Source organism: Mammaliicoccus sp. H-M34 (assembly GCF_022386495.1).
GTDB lineage: Bacteria > Bacillota > Bacilli > Staphylococcales > Staphylococcaceae > Mammaliicoccus > Mammaliicoccus fleurettii.
The window spans coordinates 201,740-224,635 of the sequence record NZ_JAJNIK010000001.1 but is presented as its reverse complement, the minus strand read 5'-3'; the positions used below and the strand labels follow the sequence as shown (position 1 = coordinate 224,635).

The 22,896-nt window shown below is 31.6% G+C and carries 24 protein-coding genes and 2 other annotated features (1 of these 26 running past the window's edge); of the genes, 23 read left to right on the top strand and 1 reads right to left on the bottom strand.

Translation table 11 applies throughout. The features are described from left to right. Positions 1-151 (top strand) — a binding site (T-box leader) (it extends 62 nt beyond the left edge of the window). 41 nt (positions 152-192) lie between these two features. From LQ608_RS01165 to LQ608_RS01140, 6 genes are all read left to right on the top strand, one after another. Continuing rightward, complete coding sequence (locus tag LQ608_RS01165) at positions 193-2,823, top strand: valine--tRNA ligase (RefSeq protein ID WP_239734363.1); 2,631 nt, start codon at positions 193-195, stop codon at positions 2,821-2,823. A gap of 8 nt (positions 2,824-2,831) precedes the next feature. Continuing rightward, complete coding sequence (locus tag LQ608_RS01160; protein WP_239749228.1) at positions 2,832-4,094, top strand: bifunctional folylpolyglutamate synthase/dihydrofolate synthase; 1,263 nt, start codon at positions 2,832-2,834, stop codon at positions 4,092-4,094. Positions 4,095-4,212: 118 nt separating this feature from the next. After that, on the top strand, positions 4,213-5,610 hold the full coding sequence (locus LQ608_RS01155) for a YfcC family protein (RefSeq protein ID WP_239749227.1): 1,398 nt from the start codon (positions 4,213-4,215) through the stop codon (positions 5,608-5,610). Positions 5,611-5,788: 178 nt separating this feature from the next. Continuing rightward, the gene (locus LQ608_RS01150; protein ID WP_275582983.1) at positions 5,789-6,514 is read left to right on the top strand and encodes a prepilin peptidase; all 726 of its coding nucleotides are present in this window, start codon (positions 5,789-5,791) and stop codon (positions 6,512-6,514) included. After that, positions 6,504-7,220 (top strand): RadC family protein, encoded by a 717-nt coding sequence (gene radC / locus LQ608_RS01145; protein ID WP_078356445.1) that lies wholly within the window; start codon positions 6,504-6,506, stop codon positions 7,218-7,220. Before LQ608_RS01150 ends, radC begins: the two co-directional genes overlap by 11 nt. Then, complete coding sequence (locus LQ608_RS01140; RefSeq protein WP_239733477.1) at positions 7,217-7,540, top strand: hypothetical protein; 324 nt, start codon at positions 7,217-7,219, stop codon at positions 7,538-7,540. Before radC ends, LQ608_RS01140 begins: the two co-directional genes overlap by 4 nt. 71 nt (positions 7,541-7,611) lie before the next feature. Here the strand turns inward: LQ608_RS01140 and LQ608_RS01135 are convergent, their stop codons facing one another. After that, a complete protein-coding gene (locus tag LQ608_RS01135) occupies positions 7,612-7,758 on the bottom strand; it encodes a hypothetical protein (RefSeq protein ID WP_191092288.1) in 147 nt (48 codons plus the stop codon). 145 nt (positions 7,759-7,903) lie between these two features. On the opposite strand from LQ608_RS01135, the gene LQ608_RS01130 reads away from it, so the two are divergent. The 17 genes from LQ608_RS01130 (at position 7,904) to LQ608_RS01050 (ending at position 22,821) form a co-directional block, all read left to right on the top strand. Continuing rightward, on the top strand, positions 7,904-8,347 hold the full coding sequence (locus LQ608_RS01130; RefSeq protein WP_078356447.1) for a DUF4930 family protein: 444 nt from the start codon (positions 7,904-7,906) through the stop codon (positions 8,345-8,347). A gap of 101 nt (positions 8,348-8,448) precedes the next feature. After that, on the top strand, positions 8,449-9,306 hold the full coding sequence (gene mreC, locus LQ608_RS01125; protein ID WP_239749226.1) for a rod shape-determining protein MreC: 858 nt from the start codon (positions 8,449-8,451) through the stop codon (positions 9,304-9,306). Continuing rightward, positions 9,306-9,809: a rod shape-determining protein MreD gene (gene mreD / locus LQ608_RS01120; protein WP_239749225.1), complete on the top strand. Its 504-nt coding sequence runs from the start codon at positions 9,306-9,308 to the stop codon at positions 9,807-9,809. The genes mreC and mreD overlap by 1 nt, the downstream gene beginning before the upstream one ends. 59 nt (positions 9,810-9,868) lie before the next feature. Continuing rightward, positions 9,869-9,943, top strand: a sequence feature (ribosomal protein L21 leader region). A 12-nt stretch (positions 9,944-9,955) separates the two neighbouring features. Then, positions 9,956-10,264, top strand: coding sequence for a 50S ribosomal protein L21 (gene rplU, locus LQ608_RS01115; protein WP_016911517.1), 309 nt, complete (start codon positions 9,956-9,958; stop codon positions 10,262-10,264). Between the two features lie 3 nt (positions 10,265-10,267). Beyond that, on the top strand, positions 10,268-10,588 hold the full coding sequence (locus tag LQ608_RS01110; protein ID WP_016911518.1) for a ribosomal-processing cysteine protease Prp: 321 nt from the start codon (positions 10,268-10,270) through the stop codon (positions 10,586-10,588). A 10-nt stretch (positions 10,589-10,598) separates the two neighbouring features. Further along, positions 10,599-10,883, top strand: a complete 285-nt coding sequence (gene rpmA, locus LQ608_RS01105; RefSeq protein WP_016911519.1) for a 50S ribosomal protein L27 — start codon at positions 10,599-10,601, stop codon at positions 10,881-10,883. Positions 10,884-10,987: 104 nt separating this feature from the next. Next, positions 10,988-11,518 (top strand): Spo0B domain-containing protein, encoded by a 531-nt coding sequence (locus LQ608_RS01100; RefSeq protein WP_239749224.1) that lies wholly within the window; start codon positions 10,988-10,990, stop codon positions 11,516-11,518. 2 nt (positions 11,519-11,520) lie between these two features. After that, positions 11,521-12,810: a GTPase ObgE gene (gene obgE / locus LQ608_RS01095; RefSeq protein ID WP_239749223.1), complete on the top strand. Its 1,290-nt coding sequence runs from the start codon at positions 11,521-11,523 to the stop codon at positions 12,808-12,810. Positions 12,811-12,822: 12 nt separating this feature from the next. Then, positions 12,823-13,284: an ACT domain-containing protein gene (locus tag LQ608_RS01090; protein WP_078356452.1), complete on the top strand. Its 462-nt coding sequence runs from the start codon at positions 12,823-12,825 to the stop codon at positions 13,282-13,284. Positions 13,285-13,298: 14 nt separating this feature from the next. Then, complete coding sequence (ruvA, locus tag LQ608_RS01085; RefSeq protein WP_239749222.1) at positions 13,299-13,889, top strand: Holliday junction branch migration protein RuvA; 591 nt, start codon at positions 13,299-13,301, stop codon at positions 13,887-13,889. A gap of 28 nt (positions 13,890-13,917) precedes the next feature. Then, positions 13,918-14,898 carry a Holliday junction branch migration DNA helicase RuvB gene (gene ruvB, locus LQ608_RS01080; RefSeq protein WP_481817122.1) on the top strand — a complete coding sequence of 327 codons (981 nt, stop codon included), beginning with the start codon at positions 13,918-13,920 and terminating at the stop codon, positions 14,896-14,898. Between the two features lie 16 nt (positions 14,899-14,914). Then, positions 14,915-15,940 carry a tRNA preQ1(34) S-adenosylmethionine ribosyltransferase-isomerase QueA gene (queA, locus tag LQ608_RS01075; RefSeq protein ID WP_107509060.1) on the top strand — a complete coding sequence of 342 codons (1,026 nt, stop codon included), beginning with the start codon at positions 14,915-14,917 and terminating at the stop codon, positions 15,938-15,940. A gap of 15 nt (positions 15,941-15,955) precedes the next feature. Next, positions 15,956-17,095: a tRNA guanosine(34) transglycosylase Tgt gene (gene tgt, locus LQ608_RS01070; RefSeq protein ID WP_078356456.1), complete on the top strand. Its 1,140-nt coding sequence runs from the start codon at positions 15,956-15,958 to the stop codon at positions 17,093-17,095. A gap of 12 nt (positions 17,096-17,107) precedes the next feature. Continuing rightward, positions 17,108-17,371 carry a preprotein translocase subunit YajC gene (yajC, locus tag LQ608_RS01065; RefSeq protein WP_016911527.1) on the top strand — a complete coding sequence of 88 codons (264 nt, stop codon included), beginning with the start codon at positions 17,108-17,110 and terminating at the stop codon, positions 17,369-17,371. Between the two features lie 168 nt (positions 17,372-17,539). After that, a complete protein-coding gene (gene secDF / locus LQ608_RS01060) occupies positions 17,540-19,831 on the top strand; it encodes a protein translocase subunit SecDF (RefSeq protein WP_239749220.1) in 2,292 nt (763 codons plus the stop codon). Positions 19,832-20,008: 177 nt separating this feature from the next. After that, the gene (gene recJ / locus LQ608_RS01055; protein WP_239749219.1) at positions 20,009-22,303 is read left to right on the top strand and encodes a single-stranded-DNA-specific exonuclease RecJ; all 2,295 of its coding nucleotides are present in this window, start codon (positions 20,009-20,011) and stop codon (positions 22,301-22,303) included. Beyond that, positions 22,303-22,821 carry an adenine phosphoribosyltransferase gene (locus tag LQ608_RS01050; RefSeq protein WP_078356459.1) on the top strand — a complete coding sequence of 173 codons (519 nt, stop codon included), beginning with the start codon at positions 22,303-22,305 and terminating at the stop codon, positions 22,819-22,821. Before recJ ends, LQ608_RS01050 begins: the two co-directional genes overlap by 1 nt. The last annotated feature ends 75 nt before the right edge of the window (positions 22,822-22,896 follow it).

The following is a 22,896-nucleotide window of genomic DNA, read 5'->3' as shown; positions in this document are numbered from 1 at the left end:
GAATACATATTAATGATGATTGAAGGTAGCCTTAATTTGAACGTTAATTGAAACTAAGTAGATTAATGCGTGTGCGAGCGATAATCGTTAAAGTGCAATATAAGAAATTATATTGAATTTAGGTGGTACCACGGTTTAACCCGTCCTATTCATTTAGGACGGGTTTTTTATATTAAAAAGGAGTGATAAATAATGGAAATGGAACCTAAATATAACCCTAAAAAGGTTGAAGAAGGCCGTTATCAACATTGGTTAGAAAATGATTATTTTAAACCAAGTGAAAATAAAGACAAAGAAACGTATACGATTGTTATTCCGCCTCCAAATGTAACTGGTAAGCTACATTTAGGTCATGCATGGGATACAACTTTACAAGATATTTTAACTAGAATGAAAAGAATGCAAGGGTATGATACTTTGTATTTACCTGGTATGGACCATGCAGGTATCGCAACCCAAGCCAAAGTTGAAGGCAAATTAAAAGAACAAGGATTGACTAGACATGATTTAGGTAGAGAAAAATTCCTTGAACATGCTTGGTCATGGAAAGAAGAATATGCAGACTTTATTCGTGCACAATGGTCTAAGTTAGGCTTAGGTTTAGACTATAGTCGTGAACGTTTTACATTAGACGAGGGATTATCTCAAGCAGTTAAAAAAGTGTTTGTTGATATGTATAATAAAGGTTTGATATATCGTGGAGAAAGAATTATTAACTGGGATCCACAAACTAAAACAGCAATTTCTGATATAGAAGTTATACATGAAGATATATTAGGGCATTTCTATCATATTAAGTATCCGTTTAAAGAAGGAGAAGGTGCTATTGAAATAGCAACAACACGTCCTGAAACGATGCTTGGAGATACTGCAATTGTTGTTAATCCAAACGATGATCGATATAAACACTTAATAGGTAAATCTGTTATTTTACCAATTATTGGTCGTGAATTACCTATCATTGGTGACGATTATGTTGATATTGAATTTGGTAGTGGAGCAATGAAAGTAACACCTGCACATGATCCTAATGACTTCGAAATTGGTGAAAGACATCAACTAGAAAAAATTAACGTTATGAATGAAGACGGTACAATGAATGAGCTTGCTGGTAAATATAATGGTTTAGATCGTTTTGAATGCCGTAAACAATTAATTGAAGATTTAAAAGCAACTGGAGAGTTAATTAAAGTTGAAGAACATGAGCATTCAGTTGGCCATTCAGAAAGAAGTGGGGCAGTAGTTGAGCCTTACTTGTCTACTCAATGGTTTGTGAAGATGGAACCTCTAGCTAAACAAGCTTTAGATAACCAAGATACTGAAAATCGTATTAATTTTGTTCCAGACAGATTTGAAGGTACATTTAATAGATGGATGGAAAACATCCGCGACTGGACAATATCTCGACAATTATGGTGGGGTCATCAAATTCCAGCCTGGTATCATAACGAGACAGGTGAAACATATGTAGGAGAAGAAGCGCCAGAAGATATTGAAAATTGGACTCAAGATGAAGACGTTCTTGATACATGGTTTAGTTCTGCATTATGGCCGTTTTCTACATTAGGATGGCCAGACGAAAACAATGAAGACTTTAAACGTTATTATCCTACTAACACATTAGTTACAGGTTATGATATTATTTTCTTCTGGGTATCGAGAATGATTTTCCAAGGGCTTGAATTTACTGGACAAAAACCATTCAATGATGTCTTGTTACACGGTTTAGTAAGAGCTGAAGATGGCCGTAAGATGAGTAAGTCATTAGGTAATGGTGTTGACCCAATGGATGTTATAGACGAATATGGTGCGGATAGCTTAAGATACTTCTTAGCTACTGGTTCATCACCTGGACACGATTTACGTTATTCTACTGAAAAAGTTGAAGCTATTTGGAACTTTATCAACAAGATTTGGAATGCTTCTCGTTTTAGTATTATGAATATTGGTGAATCATTTAAGTTTGAAGATATAGATTTATCAGGTGAAAAATCTGTTGCAGATGAATGGATTCTTACACGATTAAACGAAACTATAGCAAATGTTACAGATTTAAGTGATAAATATGAATTTGGTGAAGTTGGTCGCGTACTTTATAACTTTATTTGGGATGAGTTCTGTGATTGGTATATTGAAATGAGTAAAATACCAATGAACGGTGAAGATGAGTCTAAAAAACAAATGACGCGTTCAGTATTAGCTTACACACTAGATCAAACAATGAGAATGTTACATCCATTAATGCCATTTGTAACAGAACATATATGGCAAGCTCTACCTCATGAAGGAGAAACAATCATAAACGCTTCATGGCCAGAAGTTAAACCAGAATTATCAAATGAAAACAGTAAAGTTTCAATGCAATTGTTAGTTGAAATTATTAAATCTGTAAGACAAGCTAGACGTGAAGTGAATACACCGATGTCTAAAGAAGTGCCAATTCATATCGAAGCAAAAGACGAAAAAGTTAAAGAGCAACTTTTAGATAATAAAGATTACTTAATGCGTTTTTGTAATCCAAGTGAGTTAATTATCGATACTTCTATAGAAATACCTGAAAAAGCGATGACTGAAGTTGTATTTGGTGCTACAGTGGTGTTACCATTAGAAGGATTAATTGACATGGACAAAGAAATAGAAAGACTTGAGCAAGAACTTAATAAATGGCAAAAAGAATTAGATCGTGTTAATAAAAAATTGAGCAATGAGAAGTTCGTTGCTAATGCACCTGAAAAGATTATTAACGAAGAGAAAGATAAAAAAGTTAATTATCAAGAAAAATATGATGGTGTACTAGCTAGAATTGAACAATTGAAAGGCTAGGAAAGCTAATGGATTATTTAGATAGTTTACACTGGATACACGAACGAACTAAATTTGGTATTAAACCAGGTGTTAAAAGAATGAAGTGGATGCTCAGTAAACTGGATCATCCTGAAGATAATATTCAAGCAGTTCATGTAGTAGGTACGAATGGTAAAGGATCAACAGTCAGTTATTTAAGAAATGCACTTGTAGCAAATAATTATGAAGTTGGTACTTTTACTTCACCATATATCGTTACATTTAATGAAAGAATAAGCATTAATGGTGTTCCGATAACTAACGATGAATTAGTTGACTTAGTTCAAATTGTTAAACCAATTTCAGAAAGACTTGAAACTGAAACTGATTTAGGACCAGCTACAGAATTTGAAATTATCACATTAATTATGTTTGTATATTTTGGATCAATACGGCCAGTTGATTTTGTTATAGTTGAAGCGGGATTAGGAGCTTTAAATGATTCAACTAATGTATTCCAACCAATTATGACAGTATTAACAAGTATCGGTTTAGACCATACAAATATATTAGGTGATACTTATATGGATATTGCTAGGGAAAAAGCTGGTGTAATTAAACCAAGTGTACCTCTTGTTTATTCAATTAAACCTAAAGATGCGCTACATTTTGTACGTGAAGTTGTAGAAACTAATTATAATAAAGGTTTAGAATTAGATAGAGATATTCATGTTATTTCTGATGATGCTGAATTTACTTACAGATATGAAAGTTATGAACTTGAAAATATTCAACTAAAAATGATTGGTCAACATCAACATGAAAATGCTGCACTTGCAATTACAACGCTCATTGAAATGTTTCAAAGAGGGATTATACAATTAGACTTTAATAAAATGATAGATGCCATTGAGAATACGACTTGGTCAGGCCGTATTGAAAAAGTTAAAGATCAGCCTCTCATATTAATTGATGGTGCTCATAATAAAGAAAGTATAGATGCGTTAGTTAATACTTTGAATCAGTATTATTCTGATAAAAAAATTGACGTATTGTTTGCAGCTATTGAAGGAAAACCTATTGGAAAAATGTTAAACAGTTTAGAAGACGTAGCGAACAGATTCTATGTAACGACATTTGATTTTCCAAAAGCATTACCAATAGATGCAGTTTATGATTACTTAGAACATGATCACATTGAAAAGATTCAAAATTATAATAGCTTTATCGATGAATATAATGGTGAATTACTTGTTATCACCGGTAGTTTGTATTTTATAAGTGAAGTAAGAAAGTTGTTTGTTCAATAATAAATGAATTAAAAGATAACGACAAAATGAAAAATGTCGTTATCTTTTTTTGTGTAAAAATTCATTATATTCTGAAAAATAGGGTATGAGAAATATATATTACTAAAGGGGAGATTATATGAAAGAAAATAATAAACAGAAAATAAAATTCAAAAATCCTCATACATATGCGATTTTACTATTTATTATTGCGATTAGTTGCTTGCTAACTTATGTAATACCTTCAGGTGAATTTGAACGTAAAACTGTAAATGATCGAGAAGAAGTTGTATCAGGTACTTATCATTTAGTAGACAGTCAACCATCTGGATTTTTAGAAATCTTTAGATCGATTCCTGAAGGTTTAATTAGTGGCGCGGATATTATTTTTTACATATTTCTAGTAGGTGGCGCTTTTGGTATTATACATAAGACTGGTGCAATTACAAATGGTGTAAATGCTGCAATGAACAAGTTAGGGGAAAACGGCAAATTTATGATTCCTCTAACGATGTTTATTTTCTCATTACTCGGTTTTTCTATTGGATTGGCTGAAGAAACTATTATATTTGTTCCGATAGGTATAGCAATCGCAAGAGCAGTTGGGTATGATGCGATGACTGGTGCAGCAATGATTATAATGGGTGCAGCAGCAGGATTTCTAGGAGGCATGCTCAATCCTTTTACGGTTGGAGTCGCACAAAAAATCGCTGAAATTCCCCTGTTTTCAGGCTGGCAATTTAGAACAATCATTTATATATGTGTATTGATTGTTGGCATCATTTATGTAATGTTATATGCTCGAAAAGTAAAGAAAAATCCAAAGAAAAGTTTAGTATATGAATTAGAACAAGAAGAACAACATAATATTGTTGACCAACCTAAGATTGGCAGATTTACAAAGCGACAATCATTTTGTTTAATTTTGCTAGTTGGGGCAATTTGTTTTAACGTATTTGGTATTTTTACATTCGGATGGTCCTTTAATGAAATGAGTGCTAATTTCTTATTAGCAGGTTTATTAGCAGGATTTATCGGTGGTCTAGGGTTTAATGGAACTTTTGATGCTTTAGTAGAAGGAATGAAATCTATTTTGTTCGGTGCTTTAATTGTAGGATTTGCTAAAGCAATTGTTGTCGTATTAGAAAATGGTAAAATTATAGATACTATAGTGTATTATTTAACAAACACCATTCAAGATTTACCAGCTAGTATTACGGTTGGTATGATGTTCATTATTCAAATGATTTTAAACTTCTTTATACCATCAGGATCTGGCCAAGCAATGACAACTATGCCTCTTATGGTTCCGATTTCTGATTTATTAAGTATAAATAGACAGATGGCAGTACTTGCCTTCCAATATGGAGACGCAGTGAGTAATAGTATATTCCCAACTTCCGCCTCTTTAATGGGTGGATTGGCTGTTGCCGGAATTTCTTATACTAAATGGGTGAAATTTATATGGAAGTTATTAGTACTATGGGTTGTTATATGTATGGCTGGAATATTCGTTGCTTTAGGATTAGGTTTTTAACTTTTATAAATATTACAAAACTTGAAAAACTCATGTTATTACATAGAGTTTTTCAAGTTTTTTTATGAATAATATTTTAATGTTTATAACGGCATACTCATAAGTTCAAAAACTGTAGTTATACGTTTAACGAGTTGTTTTGGTATATTTATATATATCAAAAAAGGAGAATGAAATAATGACTTTACTCTTTTTGTTGGGTGCAATTTTAGCTAGTTATATGTATCAACTAACAAGTACAACAAACATAAATTATAATATGTTTCTTAGTCGTTCTAAGTGTGAGAATTGTTGTAAAATTATTTTGTTTAGAGATCTTATTCCAATTATCAGTTACTTATGTTTAAAAGGCAAATGTAGATTTTGCAAAAGTAGGATACCTCTAGATTTACTTTTATGTGAACTTATACTAGGAACACTTTTTTTAATACCTCTAATATGCAATACACCGTTTGATCCTCTATTATATTATTTCTTAGTCATATTTTTAATCCCTTTATCTATTTATGATTTGAAGCACTATATTATTCCTAACCATGTATTAATTATAATGTTTATAACAGCTTTAGTGCTTTTTGATATGTCGTTGAAAGGTTTTTTATTATCAATTCTTATTCTGTTTTTGCTTCATTGTGTTTATTTTATTTCTAATAAAAGTATAGGATACGGTGATATAAAACTATTTTCTTTATTAAGTATTATACTATCCAATTCTCAATTTTTATTAATGTTTATGTTCACGTTCATTATTGCAGGAATTTTCGTCTTACTTTATTTTTGTGCTAGTAAAAATCTTATAAAGAAAGTTCCTTTAGTTCCTTTTATCACAGTTTCTACACTATTTGTTTTGATTTTTAATCATCAACTTAATTATTATTTTTTAGGAGGCTTACATGGTCATTAAAATTAAAGATTTACAACACGAAGATAAACCGAGAGAAAGATTAAAATCTTATGGTCCGGATAAACTAACTAATAGGGAGTTATTGGCAATAATCATCAATTCTGGTAGTAAACAATATTCGAGTTTAGAATGTGCAAATAAAGTGTTAAATTTAGTAGAGAACACTAGAGAATTAAGGCACCTTACTTTGCCTGAATTATTAACAGTAAATGGAATAGGAGAATCTAAAGCCATTACTATTTTAGCTGTCATTGAATTAGCTAAAAGAATGCATAGTAATACAGTATTGGATAAATTTGAAATAAATGAGCCACAAGATGTAGCAAATTACTTGATGGAGAAACTAAGATATTTAAAGCAAGAACACTTTGTTGCATTGCTATTAAACACTAAAAATCAAATTATACATGAACAATCTATATTTATAGGTTCTTTGAATATGGCAGTAGTACACCCGAGAGATTTATTAAGAGAGGCAATCAAACATTCGGCGGCATCCATTGTAATAGCTCATAATCATCCGAGCGGAGATCCAACACCATCTATAGAAGACATTAAAACGACTAAACGAATTCTATATTGCTGTGAATTAATGGGAATAGATTTACTTGATCATATCATTATTGGGGATGGAGAATTTATAAGTATTTTTGAAAATGATTATATTATGCGTGAAGACATAGAAATTAATGATGTTTATGAATGATACAATGGTATAATATAAATAAAAATGAGTCAGGAGTTTTTGATTTGCAAATCATTACATTTATTTTAGTTGTTTTACCATTGTTATTCATAATATCTATTTTTCAACGAAAGAAAAGAGCAATTGTAAAAAAAGACTATGGAATTATAATGGCATTAGGTGTTATAGGTGTATTTCTTTCATCAATATTACTTACATTAACAAATAGTGAATCATCACTTTCATTTAGTGTTATACTTGGATCAATTGGTGCAGGCATAGTGTGGGGTATTTTAGTATCACTTACTTTATTCTTGTTAAAAAAATTACTAAATAAATAAAAGGAAGAAGCCGAGACAAATTATTGTCTCGGCTTCTTCTTTAATAAAGATTAAGTGATATTTAATAAGGGTCACATAAAGTAAAGAACACCTTGATATATGAAGTAAATTACTAAAGCAATAATAGCTAATTTTATGACAACTCTTAATAACCCAACAAAAAATCGGAAAAAGATAATTAAAAACAAGATAGCTAAGAATATATATATTAATTCCATGATTTTCACCTCTTAATGAGATTATATATGAGAATTGATAAAAATACATCAGACTACAGAATGATTAAAGAGTTCAGTCCAAAGCCCGATGATGATTTATATTATATTTTTGTATAATATATATGAATGAGAGGTGTCTATAATATTGAGATGGTTATTTAGGTTAATTAGAAATTTATTAGCATTATTGGCAATTGTAATTATAGTCGTAATTGTGTACAGAAATGTTCCTGCTATTAGCGATTTGAATCCATTTGATAATAGTGATAATCAAGAAACTGAAGAAATTGCGCCACAACGAGCAAATGCTACATATGAAGTAGAAGACAATCCATTGTTACAAAATGTTCCTTTAAGTCAAACAAAGCATGCATTTAAATGGATAAATAAAAGTGAATTTATGGATGTTTCGGGATTAGAGCGCATGGGCTACGATGACGATTATGTAGCTGGTCAACGTGGTACTGAGTATATTTTGTATAAGTTTGGTGAATCGAAAATGTATGTGTATCAAACTGAGCAAGATTTAATTAATGATTTAAGTGAAATGAACTCAGATATAAAATTATTACCAAAAACTTCATATTAATTTTTAATTTCGACGGTCTCTCACTTTATTTAAAGTGAACTGTAAGCTAAAATAGTAATATCATTGTTATTTAGACATTTGAAGATTAAGAGGTGTTTAGATTGTCGAATTTTTTTAAAAATAATAAATTAATGTTTTTTCTTATTTCTATGGTCTTATTAATTGTAATAGTTGGTTATTCAGTGAGAGCACAATCAGCATCGCTTAGTGAACAATATGCGAGTGATACATCTTCTTTTGGTGGAAGAATTATCTCTTATCCAGTTACTTTTGTATCAGACTTTTTCTCAAATATCTTCACATCGGATGAAGACATTAACAAATTAAAAGAAGAAGTTAAAAGTACAGACCAAATTAAAGCTGATAAAGCAAGATTAGAAAAAGAAAATAAATCATTGAAAAAAGAGTTAGATATGAAAGATATTTCACAGTTTAATCCAATTTCAGCGACTGTTATTGGTAGAAGTCCTGATCAATGGATGAATACAATCATTATTGATAAAGGTAAAAAAAGTGGAATGAAAGAAAATATGGCTGTTATTACGAGTGAAGGTTTAGTTGGAAGAATTAAAAAAGCTAATCAATTTTCTTCACAAGTAGAGTTAATATCTACAAGCGTGAAGACAAGTAAACTATCGGTCGATATTCAACAAGATGAAGAAAATATTTTCGGTATGATAAATCGATATGATGAAGATAAAGATTTGTTAGTTATCAGTGATATAGATAATAAATACAATATTAAAAAAGGATCTAAAGTAGTTACAAACGGTTTAGGCGATCAGCTTCCTAAAGGACTATTAGTTGGGAAAGTTGAAAAGGTAGAAAATGATGAGTATGGATTATCTAAAGTTGCATACATAAAAACATCTACTAACATTAAAGACTTGAACCACGTATACGTTTCGAAGAGAGATCCGGAAACAATACCTTCTTCAAAAGAAAGTGGTGAGGAATAATGAGATTTTACGTTATTCCTTTAATTGGCGTTGTATTATTCTATTTAGATATCATATTAACGCGTCTATCTCCAATAAATGTCTTTAATGAAACATTTATAGTCGTACCAAGATTAACATTTTTATATTTATTAATTATTGCAGTGTACAAAAATCCTAAAGTAGCAATAATTTTAGCCATCGTAACTGGAATTTTCACTGATATTTATTTTGGTGGCATATACGGGGTATATACATTTGGCTATGCTATTTTTGTAATAATGATGGATAAATTATTCAAAGTATTTTATAGGGACATATTAATGATGGTAATACTTTTAATATGTTCAGTTGTGTTGTTAGAAATATGGGTAATGATTTTTTATGGATTTTTAGGAATTGCTTCAATTAATATTATCCAAATTATTCTATTTAGATTTATACCAACAGTTTTCTTTAATTTAATTTGTTTAATCATAATTTTTCCGTTTGTTCTAAAATTATTAGAAAGAAATACAAATTAGTTAAAGAATATTGACATCATAGGCTGTAGGTGGTAATCTATTGAAGTTGAGTAGTTTCAGGCTACATACAACCGCTCGATCATAGGTATATAAAGTACGAATGTCACCTATGAATGGCGTGACTTAAAAAATTAGGAGGTGCAAGTATGTTTGCTATAATTGAAACTGGCGGAAAGCAAGTTAAAGTAGAAGAAGGTCAAACAATTTGGGTTGAAAAATTAGACGTAAATGAAGGTGATTCATTCACTTTTGACCAAGTATTATTTGTAGGTGGAGATTCAGTTAAAGTTGGATCACCTGTTGTTGAAGGTGCTTCAGTTACTGCTAAAGTTGAAAAACAAGGACGCGGTAAAAAAATCACTGTTTTCAAATACAAAGCAAAGAAAAACTACAAACGTAAACAAGGTCATCGTCAACCTTACACTAAATTAACTATCGAAAAAATCAACGCGTAAGCAATGATTAATGTAGATATTAGTTTGAATCAAGAAGGGCAAGTTACAGATGTTGAGATGTCTGGACATGCTGATTCAGGTGAATATGGCAAAGACTTAGTCTGTGCTGGAGCTTCAGCAGTTGTCTTTGGTGCAACAAATGCAATCATTGGCTTAACTGATGAAACACCTGATATAGATTACAGTGACGACGGTGGATATTTTCATATACGTAGTGTAAACTTAGAAAATGAACAAGCACAAACATTATTACAAGGTCTCATAATTTCTTTGAAGACAATTGAAGAAGAATATGGACAATATATTAAACTAAATTACAAGTGAGGTGTAACTCATGTTAAAATTAAACTTACAATTTTTCGCATCGAAAAAAGGGGTAGGTTCTACAAGAAACGGACGTGACTCTGAATCAAAACGTTTAGGTGCTAAACGTGCTGACGGTCAATACGTAACAGGTGGTTCTATCTTATATCGTCAACGTGGAACTAAAGTTTTCGCTGGTGAAAACGTAGGTCGCGGTGGAGACGATACATTATTCGCTAAAATCGACGGCGTTGTTAAATTCGAACGTTTTGGTCGTGACAAAAAGAAAGTATCTGTATACGCAGCTGCTGAATAATCACTATATTGAGACACCAGAATTTTTTCTGGTGTTTCTTTTTTTAATCGTATAGTGATAATGTTATAATTAATGTTATGAATATTGATAATATAGGTGATAAAATGAATAATTTAGATGTGTATTTAAAGTCGAGACATGATTTTGTGAATCAATTCCAATTGTTATATACATATAAACAGTTAGGCAAAGATGAAGAGGTTAATTCATTACTTGATGAGTTATACAAAGATTTAAAGCAAGAACAGTTGTTTTTAAATGCACCTTGTAGAAAATTTGTGCGTGATGTATTTGAACACAAAATATCTACGTCAGGCTCTAAATGGACATTTGAAATTGAATGCTCAAATCATAACTATTATCAGAACAATCTAGAATTAGCAGACAACATTTTATTGGAAATTTACCAATATTTAAAAACAGTGATTAAAAGTCAACAAGATGATATTCAAATAAGATTATGTTTAAATGTAGAAGAAGAATTTGTCATTTTGGACGTATTTCTTAATGAAACGACGTTAAGTGACAATCAATTAAAAACAATGTTTTCCGATTATAATTTTGAAATTTTATCAGGAAACGATAATGCAAAAGAAATAGAATTTATTATCAATATAAATGAATTAGAGGTGTAAACATGTTTATAGATCAGGTCAAGATTTCGTTGAAAGCTGGTGATGGTGGTAACGGTTTAGTTGCTTTTCGTCGTGAAAAGTATGTTCCATTTGGTGGTCCAGCTGGTGGTGACGGTGGTAAAGGTGCTTCAGTTATATTTGAGGTAGATGAAGGTTTACGTACTTTATTAGACTTTAGATTCCAAAGTAAGTTTAAAGCAGAAAAAGGTGAAAATGGTCAAAGTAGTAACATGCATGGTCGTGGCTCAGACGACTTAGTATTAAAAGTGCCACCTGGTACAATTATTAAAAATGTTGAAAGTGAAGAAGTTTTAGCTGACCTTGTTGAACATGGCCAACGCGCTACAGTCGCAAAAGGTGGACGTGGTGGTAGAGGTAATTCAAGGTTTGCTTCTGCTAGTAATCCCGCACCAGATTTCTGTGAAAATGGTGAACCAGGAGAAGAACTAGATGTCACATTAGAACTTAAATTAATGGCAGATGTAGGGCTTGTAGGTTACCCAAGTGTTGGTAAGTCTACATTACTATCTATAGTATCTAAAGCTAAACCGAAAATTGGTGCATATCATTTTACAACGATTAAACCAAATCTTGGTGTCGTTCAAACAAATGATGGTAGAGGATTTGTAATGGCCGATTTACCAGGTTTAATTGAAGGTGCATCAGAAGGTGTCGGTTTAGGACATCAATTTTTAAGACATATTGAAAGAACGAGAGTAATCGTTCATATTATTGATATGAGTGGAATGGAAGGAAGAGATCCATATGATGATTATGTTACAATTAATCGAGAATTAAAATCATATAACGAAAATCTTTCTAGAAGACCACAAATTGTTGTAGCTAATAAAATGGATTTACCTGATTCAGAGACACAATTAGACATGTTTAAAGAACAGTTAGAAGAAGATGTCAAAATACTTCCAATAAGCACTGTTACTAGAAAAAATGTTGACCAGTTATTGTATGAAATTGCAGATTTACTGGATGAAACAGAAGGCATGGATTTTGATAGTGTTGAAGAAGAAACTGGTGTTCATAGAGTTGTATATAAACATGAGAAATCTAGAGATCATTTTGTAATTACAAGAGATGATGATGGAGCATATGTAGTGTCTGGTAACTCTATAGAGAGATTATTCAAGATGACTGACTTTAATCGTGATGCAGCTGTAAGAAGATTTGCAAGACAAATGCGTTCAATGGGTATTGATGATGCATTAAGAGAACGTGGAGCATCAAATGGTGATATAGTTAGAATATTAGGTGGAGAATTTGAATTTGTCGAATAGGGCGTGTTCCAATTGAAAAAATCAAATGAATCAACAAAAAGGTTTTATTTAATTAGAGAAGATGTTTTACCAGAATCTGTTCAAAAAACTATTAAAGTTAAAAATGCGTTATTGAAAAATAACAATCTAACAATTTATGATGCAGTTAAAGAATTTAATTTATCAAGAAGTGCGTTTTATAAATATAAAGATACGATCTTTCCTATAGATAGATTGGAAGAACAGACAAGGAATTTAACTTTAATTTTATATGTGCAAGATGAAATTGGTATGCTTGCTACAGTTTTAAATAAAATTGCTGAAGTTAAAGGCTCTGTTCTTACGATTCATCAAAGCTTACCAATGAAAAATAGAGCAACTATTACAATTTCATTAAATGCAACAAATATTGAATTATCATTAGATGAACTAATGGATGCAATAAAAGAAAGTCCGTATGTAGATGAAGTAGAAGTCATCGGAATGAGCATGTAAAGGAAGTTATTTAAATGTATGCATATATTAAGGGAAAAGTTACACAGTTATATCCGTCACATATTGTTGTAGAAACAAATGGTATAGGGTATGAAATTCAAACACCAAATTCATATCGTTTTCAGTCAAAACTGGATCAAGAAACACAAGTATATACACAATTAATTGTTCGTGAAGACGCTCAACTATTATATGGATTTGTTAATCTTGAAGAAAAAGATATGTTTTTAAGTTTGATCAAAGTTACTGGGATAGGACCTAAATCAGCTTTAGCTATTTTGGCATCTAGCACACCAAATGAAGTGGCAATTGCTATTGAAAATGAGAACGAAGCTTATTTAACTAAATTCCCTGGAATTGGTAAGAAAACAGCAAGACAAATTATATTAGACTTAAAAGGAAAATTAATAATTACCGAAGAGTCAGAGCTATTTTCTAATAATAGTCATTCAGATAACGACTTGTTAGAAGAAGCTTTATTAGCTTTAGAAGCTTTAGGTTATTCAAAACGTGAATTAACTAAAGTTAAAAAAAGTCTAGAAAAAGAATCATTTGATACAGTCGATGCATGTGTTAAAAGAGGTTTAGCATTACTTATTCAGTAAATGGGGTGATTTTTTGGATGAGCGATTAATGGATGAGCATGAACATAACGATGATATTCAAAATGAATTGTCGTTAAGACCAGACACTTTAAGTCAATATATAGGTCAGCATAATATTAAATCTAATTTAGATATTTTTATTAAAGCTGCAAAATTAAGAGAAGAGCCTTTAGATCATTGTCTACTTTATGGACCACCAGGGTTAGGTAAAACAACTTTAGCTCATATTATATCTAATGAGATGGATGTAAACTTAAGAACTGCGAGTGGTCCTTCAATTGAAAGACCAGGTGATTTAGCTGCAATTCTCTCTGCTTTACAACCTGGTGATGTGTTATTTATAGATGAAATACATCGTCTGAGTAGAGTTGTTGAAGAAGTTTTGTATCCTGCTATGGAAGATTTTTTCTTAGATATTGTTGTGGGTAAAGGTGAAGAAGCGAGAAGTATTAGGATTGATTTGCCACCATTTACATTGGTTGGTGCAACTACTAGAGTAGGTAGTTTATCGGCGCCTTTAAGAGATCGTTTCGGTGTTCACTTGAGATTAGAATATTATGATGATAAAAGCTTAGAAGAAATTATTAAACGTACTGCAGAAGTTTTCAATGTTGAGATAGACGATAAAAGCACCAATGAATTATCTAAACGTAGTAGAGGTACACCACGTATAGCAAATAGATTATTGCGTAGAGTTCGTGATTTTGCTCAAGTTAAAGGTAATCAGTCTATATCAATAGATATAACAAAGCATGCGCTTGATTTATTGCAAGTTGATAAAGAAGGTCTTGACCATATAGATTATAAAATTATGCAATGTATCTTGAATAATTATAAAGGTGGACCGGTTGGATTAGATGCAATAGCCGCAACAATTGGTGAAGAACGTATTACATTAGAAGATGTTTACGAACCGTATTTAATACAAAAAGGCTTTATAGAAAGAACACCTCGTGGTCGTCGTGCTACTGCAATTAGTTATGATCACTTCGAGTATAAAAAGCAATAGGAAAGAGGCAAAGTTTGTGAATATTGAAGATTTCGATTTTGATTTACCTGAATCGTTAATTGCACAAACACCACTGTTAGATCGAGAAAGCAGTAGGTTACTTAAATGTAATAAAAAAACAGGTGAATTAGAAGATTTAACATTTAAAGAAGTTGTAAACCAACTTGCTCCTGGCGATTGTTTAGTTTTAAATGACACTAAAGTTATGCCAGCTAGATTGTTTGGTTTAAAAGAAGAAACAGGTGCAAAGGTTGAAATGTTAATGCTTACTCAACATGAAGATAATGAATGGGAAGTATTAATTAAACCTGCAAAAAGAATAAAAGTAGGTCAGTCTGTGTCTTTCGGTGAAGGGAAAATAATTGCGACTTGCGTTAAAGAATTAGAGCAAGGCGGAAGAATTATGAAACTTTCCTATGAAGGAATTCTACAAGAAAGATTAGATGAACTAGGTGAAATGCCTCTACCTCCATATATTAAGGAACGATTGGAAGACCAAGATAGATACCAAACTGTTTATGCAAAAGAAGTTGGTTCTGCTGCAGCACCAACTGCTGGATTACATTTTACTGAACATTTATTACAAGAAATTGCTGCGAAAGGTGTTCATATTGCATTCATTACTTTACATGTTGGTTTAGGTACATTTAGACCAGTAAGTGTTGATAATATTGATGATCATGAAATGCATTCTGAATATTACCAGATGACAGCAGAAACTGCTGATTTATTAAATAGAGTTAAATCAGAAGGTAATAAAATCATTTCGGTTGGCACAACATCTACACGAACTTTAGAAACGATTCGATCTAAAAATGATGAATTTGTAGAAGCAAGTGGATGGACAGATATCTTTATTTATCCTGGATATGAGTTTAAAGCAATTGATGGTCTTATAACAAATTTCCATTTACCAAAATCTACTTTAATAATGCTTGTATCAGCACTTTCAACAAGAGAAAATATACTTCATGCATATCAACATGCAGTAGATGAAAAATATAGATTTTTTAGTTTTGGAGATGCAATGATATTAATATAGAAAAGGAGTAACAACATGCCTGCAGTAACATATGAGCACATAAAGACTTGTAAACAGTCTGGTGCAAGATTAGGAATTGTTCATACGCCACATGGTTCATTTGAAACACCAATGTTCATGCCTGTCGGAACAAAAGCAACGGTTAAAACAATGAGTCCTGAAGAACTTAAACAAATGGAAGCTAAAATCATTTTAAGTAATACCTATCATTTGTGGTTACAACCTGGAAGTGATATCATTTCTAAAGTGGGTGGATTACATAAGTTTATGAATTGGGATGGACCGATACTTACTGATTCTGGAGGCTTTCAAGTATTTAGTTTAAGTGATATGAGAAAGATTGAAGAAGAAGGAGTGCATTTTAGACATCATTTAAATGGTTCTAAATTGTTTTTAAGTCCTGAAAAAGCTATGCATATTCAAAATGATCTTGGTTCAGACATAATGATGGCATTTGATGAATGCCCTCCTATGCCTTCTGAATATGAATATGTAAAAAATTCTATTGAAAGAACTTCTAGATGGGCTGAAAGATGTCTTGAAGCTCATCAACGTCCAGAAGATCAAGCTTTATTCGGCATAATCCAAGGTGGAGAATACAAGGATCTTAGAGAGCAAAGTGCTAAAGATTTAGTTTCACTTGATTTTCCTGGCTATGCAATTGGTGGCTTATCAGTAGGTGAACCGAAACCTGTAATGTACAGAATGGTTGAACACACTGCGCCATTAATGCCATTTAATAAACCAAGATATTTAATGGGAGTTGGTTCTCCAGACGCATTGATTGAATGCTCTATAAGAGGTATCGATATGTTTGACTGCGTATTACCAACGCGTATAGCAAGAAATGGTACATGCATGACTTCTCAAGGTAGAGTCGTGATTAAGAATGCTAAATATCAGCAGGACTTATCACCACTAGATCCTGAGTGTGATTGCTACACTTGTAGAAACTATACTAAAGCATATTTGCGTCATCTGATTAAAGCAGATGAAACATTTGGAATTCGTCTTACTACATATCATAATTTGTATTTCTTATTAAAACTTATGGAGAATATACGCCAAGCAATAAGAGAAGATCGATTACTTGATTTTAAAGATGAATTTTTTGAACAGTATGGACTAAATGTAGATAACCCCAAAAACTTTTAAAGGAGCTTGAATATGGAAGTATTAGTACAACTATTACCTATTATTTTAATTTTTGCACTTGTTTGGTTCTTAATGATTAGACCACAACAAAAACGAGCAAAAGAGCATCGTGAATTATTAAACCGTTTAGAAGTAGGTCAAAAAGTAACTTCAATCGGTGGAATTAAAGGAACAGTTAGAGCAGTTGACGAATCAATCGTTGTTGTTTCTGTTAATGATAAAGGTCAAGAAATCACATTTGAAAAACCAGCTATTAAACAAGTAGACCCTTCATAAAATTGTTTACTTTTTAAGAAAATTGGTTTATTATTATTTATCATATTTAATGTTAAAAGACATGGTTATCCATGTCTTTTTTTGATATATGAATGATATGGCTATTCAATCACTGTTAATGTATGCTATAACATATATAGTGAATCAAATTACGTAAGAGGTGTTATCGTGAAAAAGCGGAGTAGAATTGTAGCCTTTTTACTTCTTGCAGTGTTGGTTTTTAGTTTAATAGGATCAACTACAAAAGATATAACAAAGAATGTAAATTTAGGCTTAGACTTACAAGGTGGATTTGAAGTATTATATCAAGTTAATCCTTTAGATAAGGGTGACAAGATAGATACTGAAGCTGTTAAATCAACTGCAAAAACATTAGAGTCACGTGTTAACGTATTAGGTGTCTCTGAACCGAAGATTCAAGTTGAAGAAGGTAACCGAATACGAGTTCAATTAGCTGGTATTAAAGACCAAGATGAAGCTCGTGAAGTACTTTCTACACAAGCAAATTTAACAATCAGAGATGCTAAGGACAGAGTTTTATTATCTGGTAAAGATTTAGTTCAAGGTGGAGCTAAACAAGGATTTAAAGATAATACAAACGAAGTTGCAGTTACATTGAAATTGAAAGATGCTAAGAAATTTAAAGAAGTAACTGAAAAAGTCTCTAAAATGAATCCTAATCTAATGGTTATTTGGATGGATTATGAAAAAGGAGATAGTTACGCTAAAGAGGCTAAAAAAGAGCAAGAAGGTAAAGAGCCTAAGTATATTTCAGCAGCATCTGTTAGCAAGCCAATTAATTCAGAAAATGTAGAAATTTCTGGTGGCTTCGATGGAGAAAAAGGTGTTAAAGAAGCTAAACAAATTGCTGATTTATTAAATTCAGGTTCATTACCTGTTAAACTAGATGAAGTTTATTCTACATCTGTTGGTGCTCAATTTGGTAAAGATGCATTAAATGAAACAGTGCTTGCTTCTTCAATTGGTGTAGGCATTATATTCTTATTTATGCTCATTTATTATCGATTACCAGGTATTGTCGCTGTAATAACGCTAAGTGCTTATGTGTACTTAACATTACTAGCTTTCAACTTTATTTCAGGTGTGTTAACACTCCCTGGACTTGCAGCTTTAGTTTTAGGTGTAGGTATGGCAGTCGATGCTAATATTATTATGTATGAACGGATTAAAGATGAGTTGCGTATAGGAAGGACATTACAACAAGCCTTTAAAAAAGGTTCTGGTTCTTCATTTATTACAATACTTGATGCTAACTTAACAACAATTTTAGCGGCATTAGTATTATTTGTATTTGGTGAAAGTTCCGTAAAAGGTTTCGCAACTATGTTATTATTAGCAATTTTAATGAGTTTCGTTACTTCTGTATTCTTTACTAGAATCTTATTGTCATTACTTGTTAACTCAAACTACTTTAAGAAAAAATATAATTGGTTTGGTGTTTCTAAGAAAGATAGACATGATATAAGTGAAAGATTGGATATTCACGACTTAAAAACACCATATGATAAAGTTAACTTTGTTAAGTTAGCTAAACCATTATTAACGTTTAGTATAATCACTATTATTGTTGGTGCGATTATTGTATCTATATTTAGATTGAATTTAGGTATCGACTTTACAAGTGGTACTCGAGTTGATTTACAATCAGATCAAGCAATCAAAACTGAACAAGTGTCTAAACAGTTTAAAGATATGGGATTAGAACCTTCACAAGTTACAACGAGTGGATCAGGTAATAAGATGGCAACAGTTCAATTTAAAGATGCTTTAGATAAGTCTGAAATTAAAAAGGTTAAATCAGACTTTGGAGATAAATTAGGACATGATCCGAACGTTAGTACTGTATCACCAGTTGTCGGCCAAGAGTTGGCAATGAACGCACTAAAAGCTATGCTTTACGCAGCTTTAGGTATTGTTTTATACGTAACATTCAGGTTTGAATGGAGAATGGGTACAACAGCCGTATTAGCCTTACTACATGATGTGTTCATGATTGTTGCAGTATTCAGCTTATTCAGACTTGAAGTTGATATAACATTCATCGCTGCAGTACTAACAATTATTGGTTATTCGATTAACGATACGATCGTTACGTTTGACCGTGTAAGAGAAAACTTACGTAAAGTTAAAGTCATTACAAAACCAGAAACAATTGATATGATTGTTAACTCTTCAATTAGACAAACAATGACGAGATCGATTAATACAGTATTAACAGTAGTAATAGTTGTTGTAGCATTATTAATACTTGGTTCTTCAAGTATCTTCAACTTCTCACTAGCCTTATTAATTGGTTTAGTTTCAGGTGTATTCTCATCTGTATTCGTTGCAGTCCCATTATGGGGTATATTGAAAAAACGACAACTTAAGAAATCAGAGAATGGTAAATTAGTTGTTTATGAAGAGAAAAAATCAAACGACGAAAAAATATTAGTTTAATCATTGTTGAAACCTGTCCTTAAAAGAGGGCAGGTTTTTTTATGGTAAAAATTGAATATATTTTATGAATCGTAATCATTGGTTGTAGATGCTTGCTTTTGTTATGCTTAAATTGTTTAGTAGAGAAAGTAAGATATTTCATGTATAATGTTTTGAGTAGAAATGAGGAGATTTGTTATGACTAAAGCGCGTTATCAATGGCTTGTATCTGATAGTAATCAAGGTATTGATCAACAAATAATAAAAAAATTTAATATTTCCCCACTGTTAGAAAAAACATTAATTTCTAAAGGTTATACAACTGAAGATGAAATTGAAAAGTTATTATCTAAAGAAGTTTTATTCCATGATCCTATGCTGTTAAGTGATATGGAAAAAGCGACTACAAGAATACATAAAGCAATAGAAAATGACGAAAGAATATTAGTCTATGGTGACTATGATGCTGATGGTGTAACCTCAACTACTATTCTTGTGAAGACTTTAGAATCACTTGGTGCAACTGTTGGATGGTATATTCCAAATAGATTTACAGAAGGATATGGGCCAAGTGAAGCAGCTTTTAGAAATGCACATGATGAAGGCGTGACTTTAATTATTACTGTAGATAATGGTGTTCAAGGACATCATGAAATTGATATAGCAAATGAATTAGGCATAGATGTTATTGTTACAGATCATCATGAGTTTGGCGAAACAAAGCCTAATGCATATGCAATCGTGCATCCAATGCATCCAGATTTTAATTATCCATTTGAGTATTTAGCTGGTGTCGGTGTTTCATATAAACTATCAAAAGCGCTTAAAAATGATTTGCCAGAATCATTTCTTGGATTAGTCGCAATCGGTACGATTGCCGATTTAGTGAGCTTAACAGACGAGAACAGGTATATGGTAAAACAAGGATTAAGAGTATTAAATGAGAATCCATCTTCTGGAATTAAAGCTTTATTAGAAGTTGCTGATTATCATGACGAAGTAACTGAACAAACTGTAGGCTTTATTATTGGACCGAGATTAAACGCTGTTGGCCGACTTGATGATGCTAGGTTAGCTGGTGAATTGCTTATGAGTGATGATTATGATGAAGCAACTTTCCTTGCTGAAGAAGTGGATCAATTTAATACAGAAAGAAAATCTATAGTTGAAACGATTACTGAAGAAGCGATGGAGTTAGCTGAAATAGAAAAACAACAAAATGCACAATTTCTAATTCTTGCAAAAGAAAATTGGAATGAAGGCGTACTAGGTATTGTCGCTTCAAGAATAGTTGAAAAATATCATTTACCAACAATCGTACTTAATGTGGATATAGATAAGAATCATGCTAAAGGTTCTGCAAGAAGTATCGAACAAGTTTCAATGTTTGAATTTCTTCAAAAACATGGAGAACTTATTCAAAAATTCGGTGGCCATCATATGGCAGCAGGGATGACTTTAGAAATTGATGCGATAGAACCTTTAAAAAAAGCTTTGAATGAAGAAATGGCTAAGCTAGCTGATGGTAAACCGTTATTGCCACAATTAATTGTTGATGCTGAGATAGAAACATCAGATATAACTGTAGATAATATTTTTGATTTAGAAAGATTACGACCGTTTGGAACAGATATAGCTGCACCATTGTTTTCTATAAAGAATGTGCAAGTTAAATCTGCAAAAGGAATCGGACAAGGTGAGAAACATCTTAAACTAACTTTAACTGATAAAAATATAGCAGCTTTACATTGGAATTTTGGACAATTGGTCCATGATATATCAAATGATACATTGATTAATGTTGCTGGAAGCTTAAATGTTAATGAATGGAACAGTCATCAGTCACCTCAAATAATACTTAAAGATTTAGAATTAAGTAACGACCATACTGTTTTTGATTATAGAAGCAAAAATAAACATGATTTATTAAAAATCAATCAAGAGAATGCTTTATTTATTATTAATCAATCAGAAGAAAAAGTGAATGATCAGTATATTCATTATGGTGAAACTTTTGATAATGAAATCGAAACGTGTGTTTTAAGAGATTTACCAGATGATATTGAAGCGTTTAAGCGTACATTGAATGGAATAAAGGCTGAAAAATATTATTTAGTATTTAAAGGGCAATCAAATTCTTATTTTGAGGGCATACCTAATGAACAGAAGTTTAAAGCGGTATACAAAGCGTTATATAGCAAAAAAGAAACTAACATTCAAACTGATGGTATGAAGATATGTGAAACATTAAAAATTAAACCTGATCAATTAAAATTCATTTTAAATTGCTTTTATGAGCTGAACTTTATTACAATAAAAAATGGTATAATTGAAATAAATAAAGATGCGGAAAAAAATGAAATACAAAACGCACCGTTATATCAAGCAAGGAAACAACAAATAGAAATAGAAAAGACATTGTTGTACAATGACAGTCAGTCTCTAATTAACTGGGTTCAATCGTTGTTAAGCAACACTGAGGAGGAAATATAATGGATTTAAAGCAATATGTTTCAGAAGTACAGAATTGGCCTAAAGAAGGCGTCAATTTTAAAGACATCACTACAATAATGGATAATGGTGAAGCTTACAAATATGCAACAGACCAAATCGTTCAATATGCACATGATAAAGAAGTAGATTTAGTAGTTGGACCAGAAGCTAGAGGATTTATCATTGGCTGTCCAGTATCATATGCTATGGGTATTGGTTTTGCTCCAGTACGTAAAGAAGGTAAATTACCTCGTGAAGTGATTCGTTACGAATATGATTTAGAATATGGATCTAATGTATTAACTATGCACAAAGATGCTATTAAACCAGGACAACGCGTATTAATTACAGATGATTTATTAGCAACAGGAGGCACAATTGAGGCTGCTATACATCTAGTAGAATCATTAGGTGGTATAGTAGTAGGAATAGCTTTCTTAATTGAATTAAAATATTTAAATGGTATTGATAAACTTAAAGGTTATGATGTTGTTTCCCTAATTTCTTATGATGAATAAAATAATAACAAAATAATCACTATGTGAATATTTTGTTTCTGACTGTCGACAAACTCAAACATTGTTGGCAGTTTT

What these genes read in the sequence shown, in the direction of transcription:
- LQ608_RS01165 (WP_239734363.1), top strand. Translation starts at nt 193, where the DNA reads ATGGAAATGGAACCTAAATATAACCCTAAAAAGGTTGAAGAAGGCCGT.
- LQ608_RS01160 (WP_239749228.1), top strand. Translation starts at nt 2,832, where the DNA reads ATGGATTATTTAGATAGTTTACACTGGATACACGAACGAACTAAATTT.
- LQ608_RS01155 (WP_239749227.1), top strand. Translation starts at nt 4,213, where the DNA reads ATGAAAGAAAATAATAAACAGAAAATAAAATTCAAAAATCCTCATACA.
- LQ608_RS01150 (WP_275582983.1), top strand. Translation starts at nt 5,789, where the DNA reads ATGACTTTACTCTTTTTGTTGGGTGCAATTTTAGCTAGTTATATGTAT.
- radC (WP_078356445.1), top strand. Translation starts at nt 6,504, where the DNA reads ATGGTCATTAAAATTAAAGATTTACAACACGAAGATAAACCGAGAGAA.
- LQ608_RS01140 (WP_239733477.1), top strand. Translation starts at nt 7,217, where the DNA reads ATGATACAATGGTATAATATAAATAAAAATGAGTCAGGAGTTTTTGAT.
- LQ608_RS01135 (WP_191092288.1), bottom strand. Translation starts at nt 7,758, where the DNA reads ATGGAATTAATATATATATTCTTAGCTATCTTGTTTTTAATTATCTTT.
- mreD (WP_239749225.1), top strand. Translation starts at nt 9,306, where the DNA reads ATGAGATTTTACGTTATTCCTTTAATTGGCGTTGTATTATTCTATTTA.
- rplU (WP_016911517.1), top strand. Translation starts at nt 9,956, where the DNA reads ATGTTTGCTATAATTGAAACTGGCGGAAAGCAAGTTAAAGTAGAAGAA.
- LQ608_RS01110 (WP_016911518.1), top strand. Translation starts at nt 10,268, where the DNA reads ATGATTAATGTAGATATTAGTTTGAATCAAGAAGGGCAAGTTACAGAT.
- rpmA (WP_016911519.1), top strand. Translation starts at nt 10,599, where the DNA reads ATGTTAAAATTAAACTTACAATTTTTCGCATCGAAAAAAGGGGTAGGT.
- LQ608_RS01100 (WP_239749224.1), top strand. Translation starts at nt 10,988, where the DNA reads ATGAATAATTTAGATGTGTATTTAAAGTCGAGACATGATTTTGTGAAT.
- obgE (WP_239749223.1), top strand. Translation starts at nt 11,521, where the DNA reads ATGTTTATAGATCAGGTCAAGATTTCGTTGAAAGCTGGTGATGGTGGT.
- ruvA (WP_239749222.1), top strand. Translation starts at nt 13,299, where the DNA reads ATGTATGCATATATTAAGGGAAAAGTTACACAGTTATATCCGTCACAT.
- ruvB (WP_481817122.1), top strand. Translation starts at nt 13,918, where the DNA reads ATGGATGAGCATGAACATAACGATGATATTCAAAATGAATTGTCGTTA.
- tgt (WP_078356456.1), top strand. Translation starts at nt 15,956, where the DNA reads ATGCCTGCAGTAACATATGAGCACATAAAGACTTGTAAACAGTCTGGT.
- yajC (WP_016911527.1), top strand. Translation starts at nt 17,108, where the DNA reads ATGGAAGTATTAGTACAACTATTACCTATTATTTTAATTTTTGCACTT.
- recJ (WP_239749219.1), top strand. Translation starts at nt 20,009, where the DNA reads ATGACTAAAGCGCGTTATCAATGGCTTGTATCTGATAGTAATCAAGGT.
- LQ608_RS01050 (WP_078356459.1), top strand. Translation starts at nt 22,303, where the DNA reads ATGGATTTAAAGCAATATGTTTCAGAAGTACAGAATTGGCCTAAAGAA.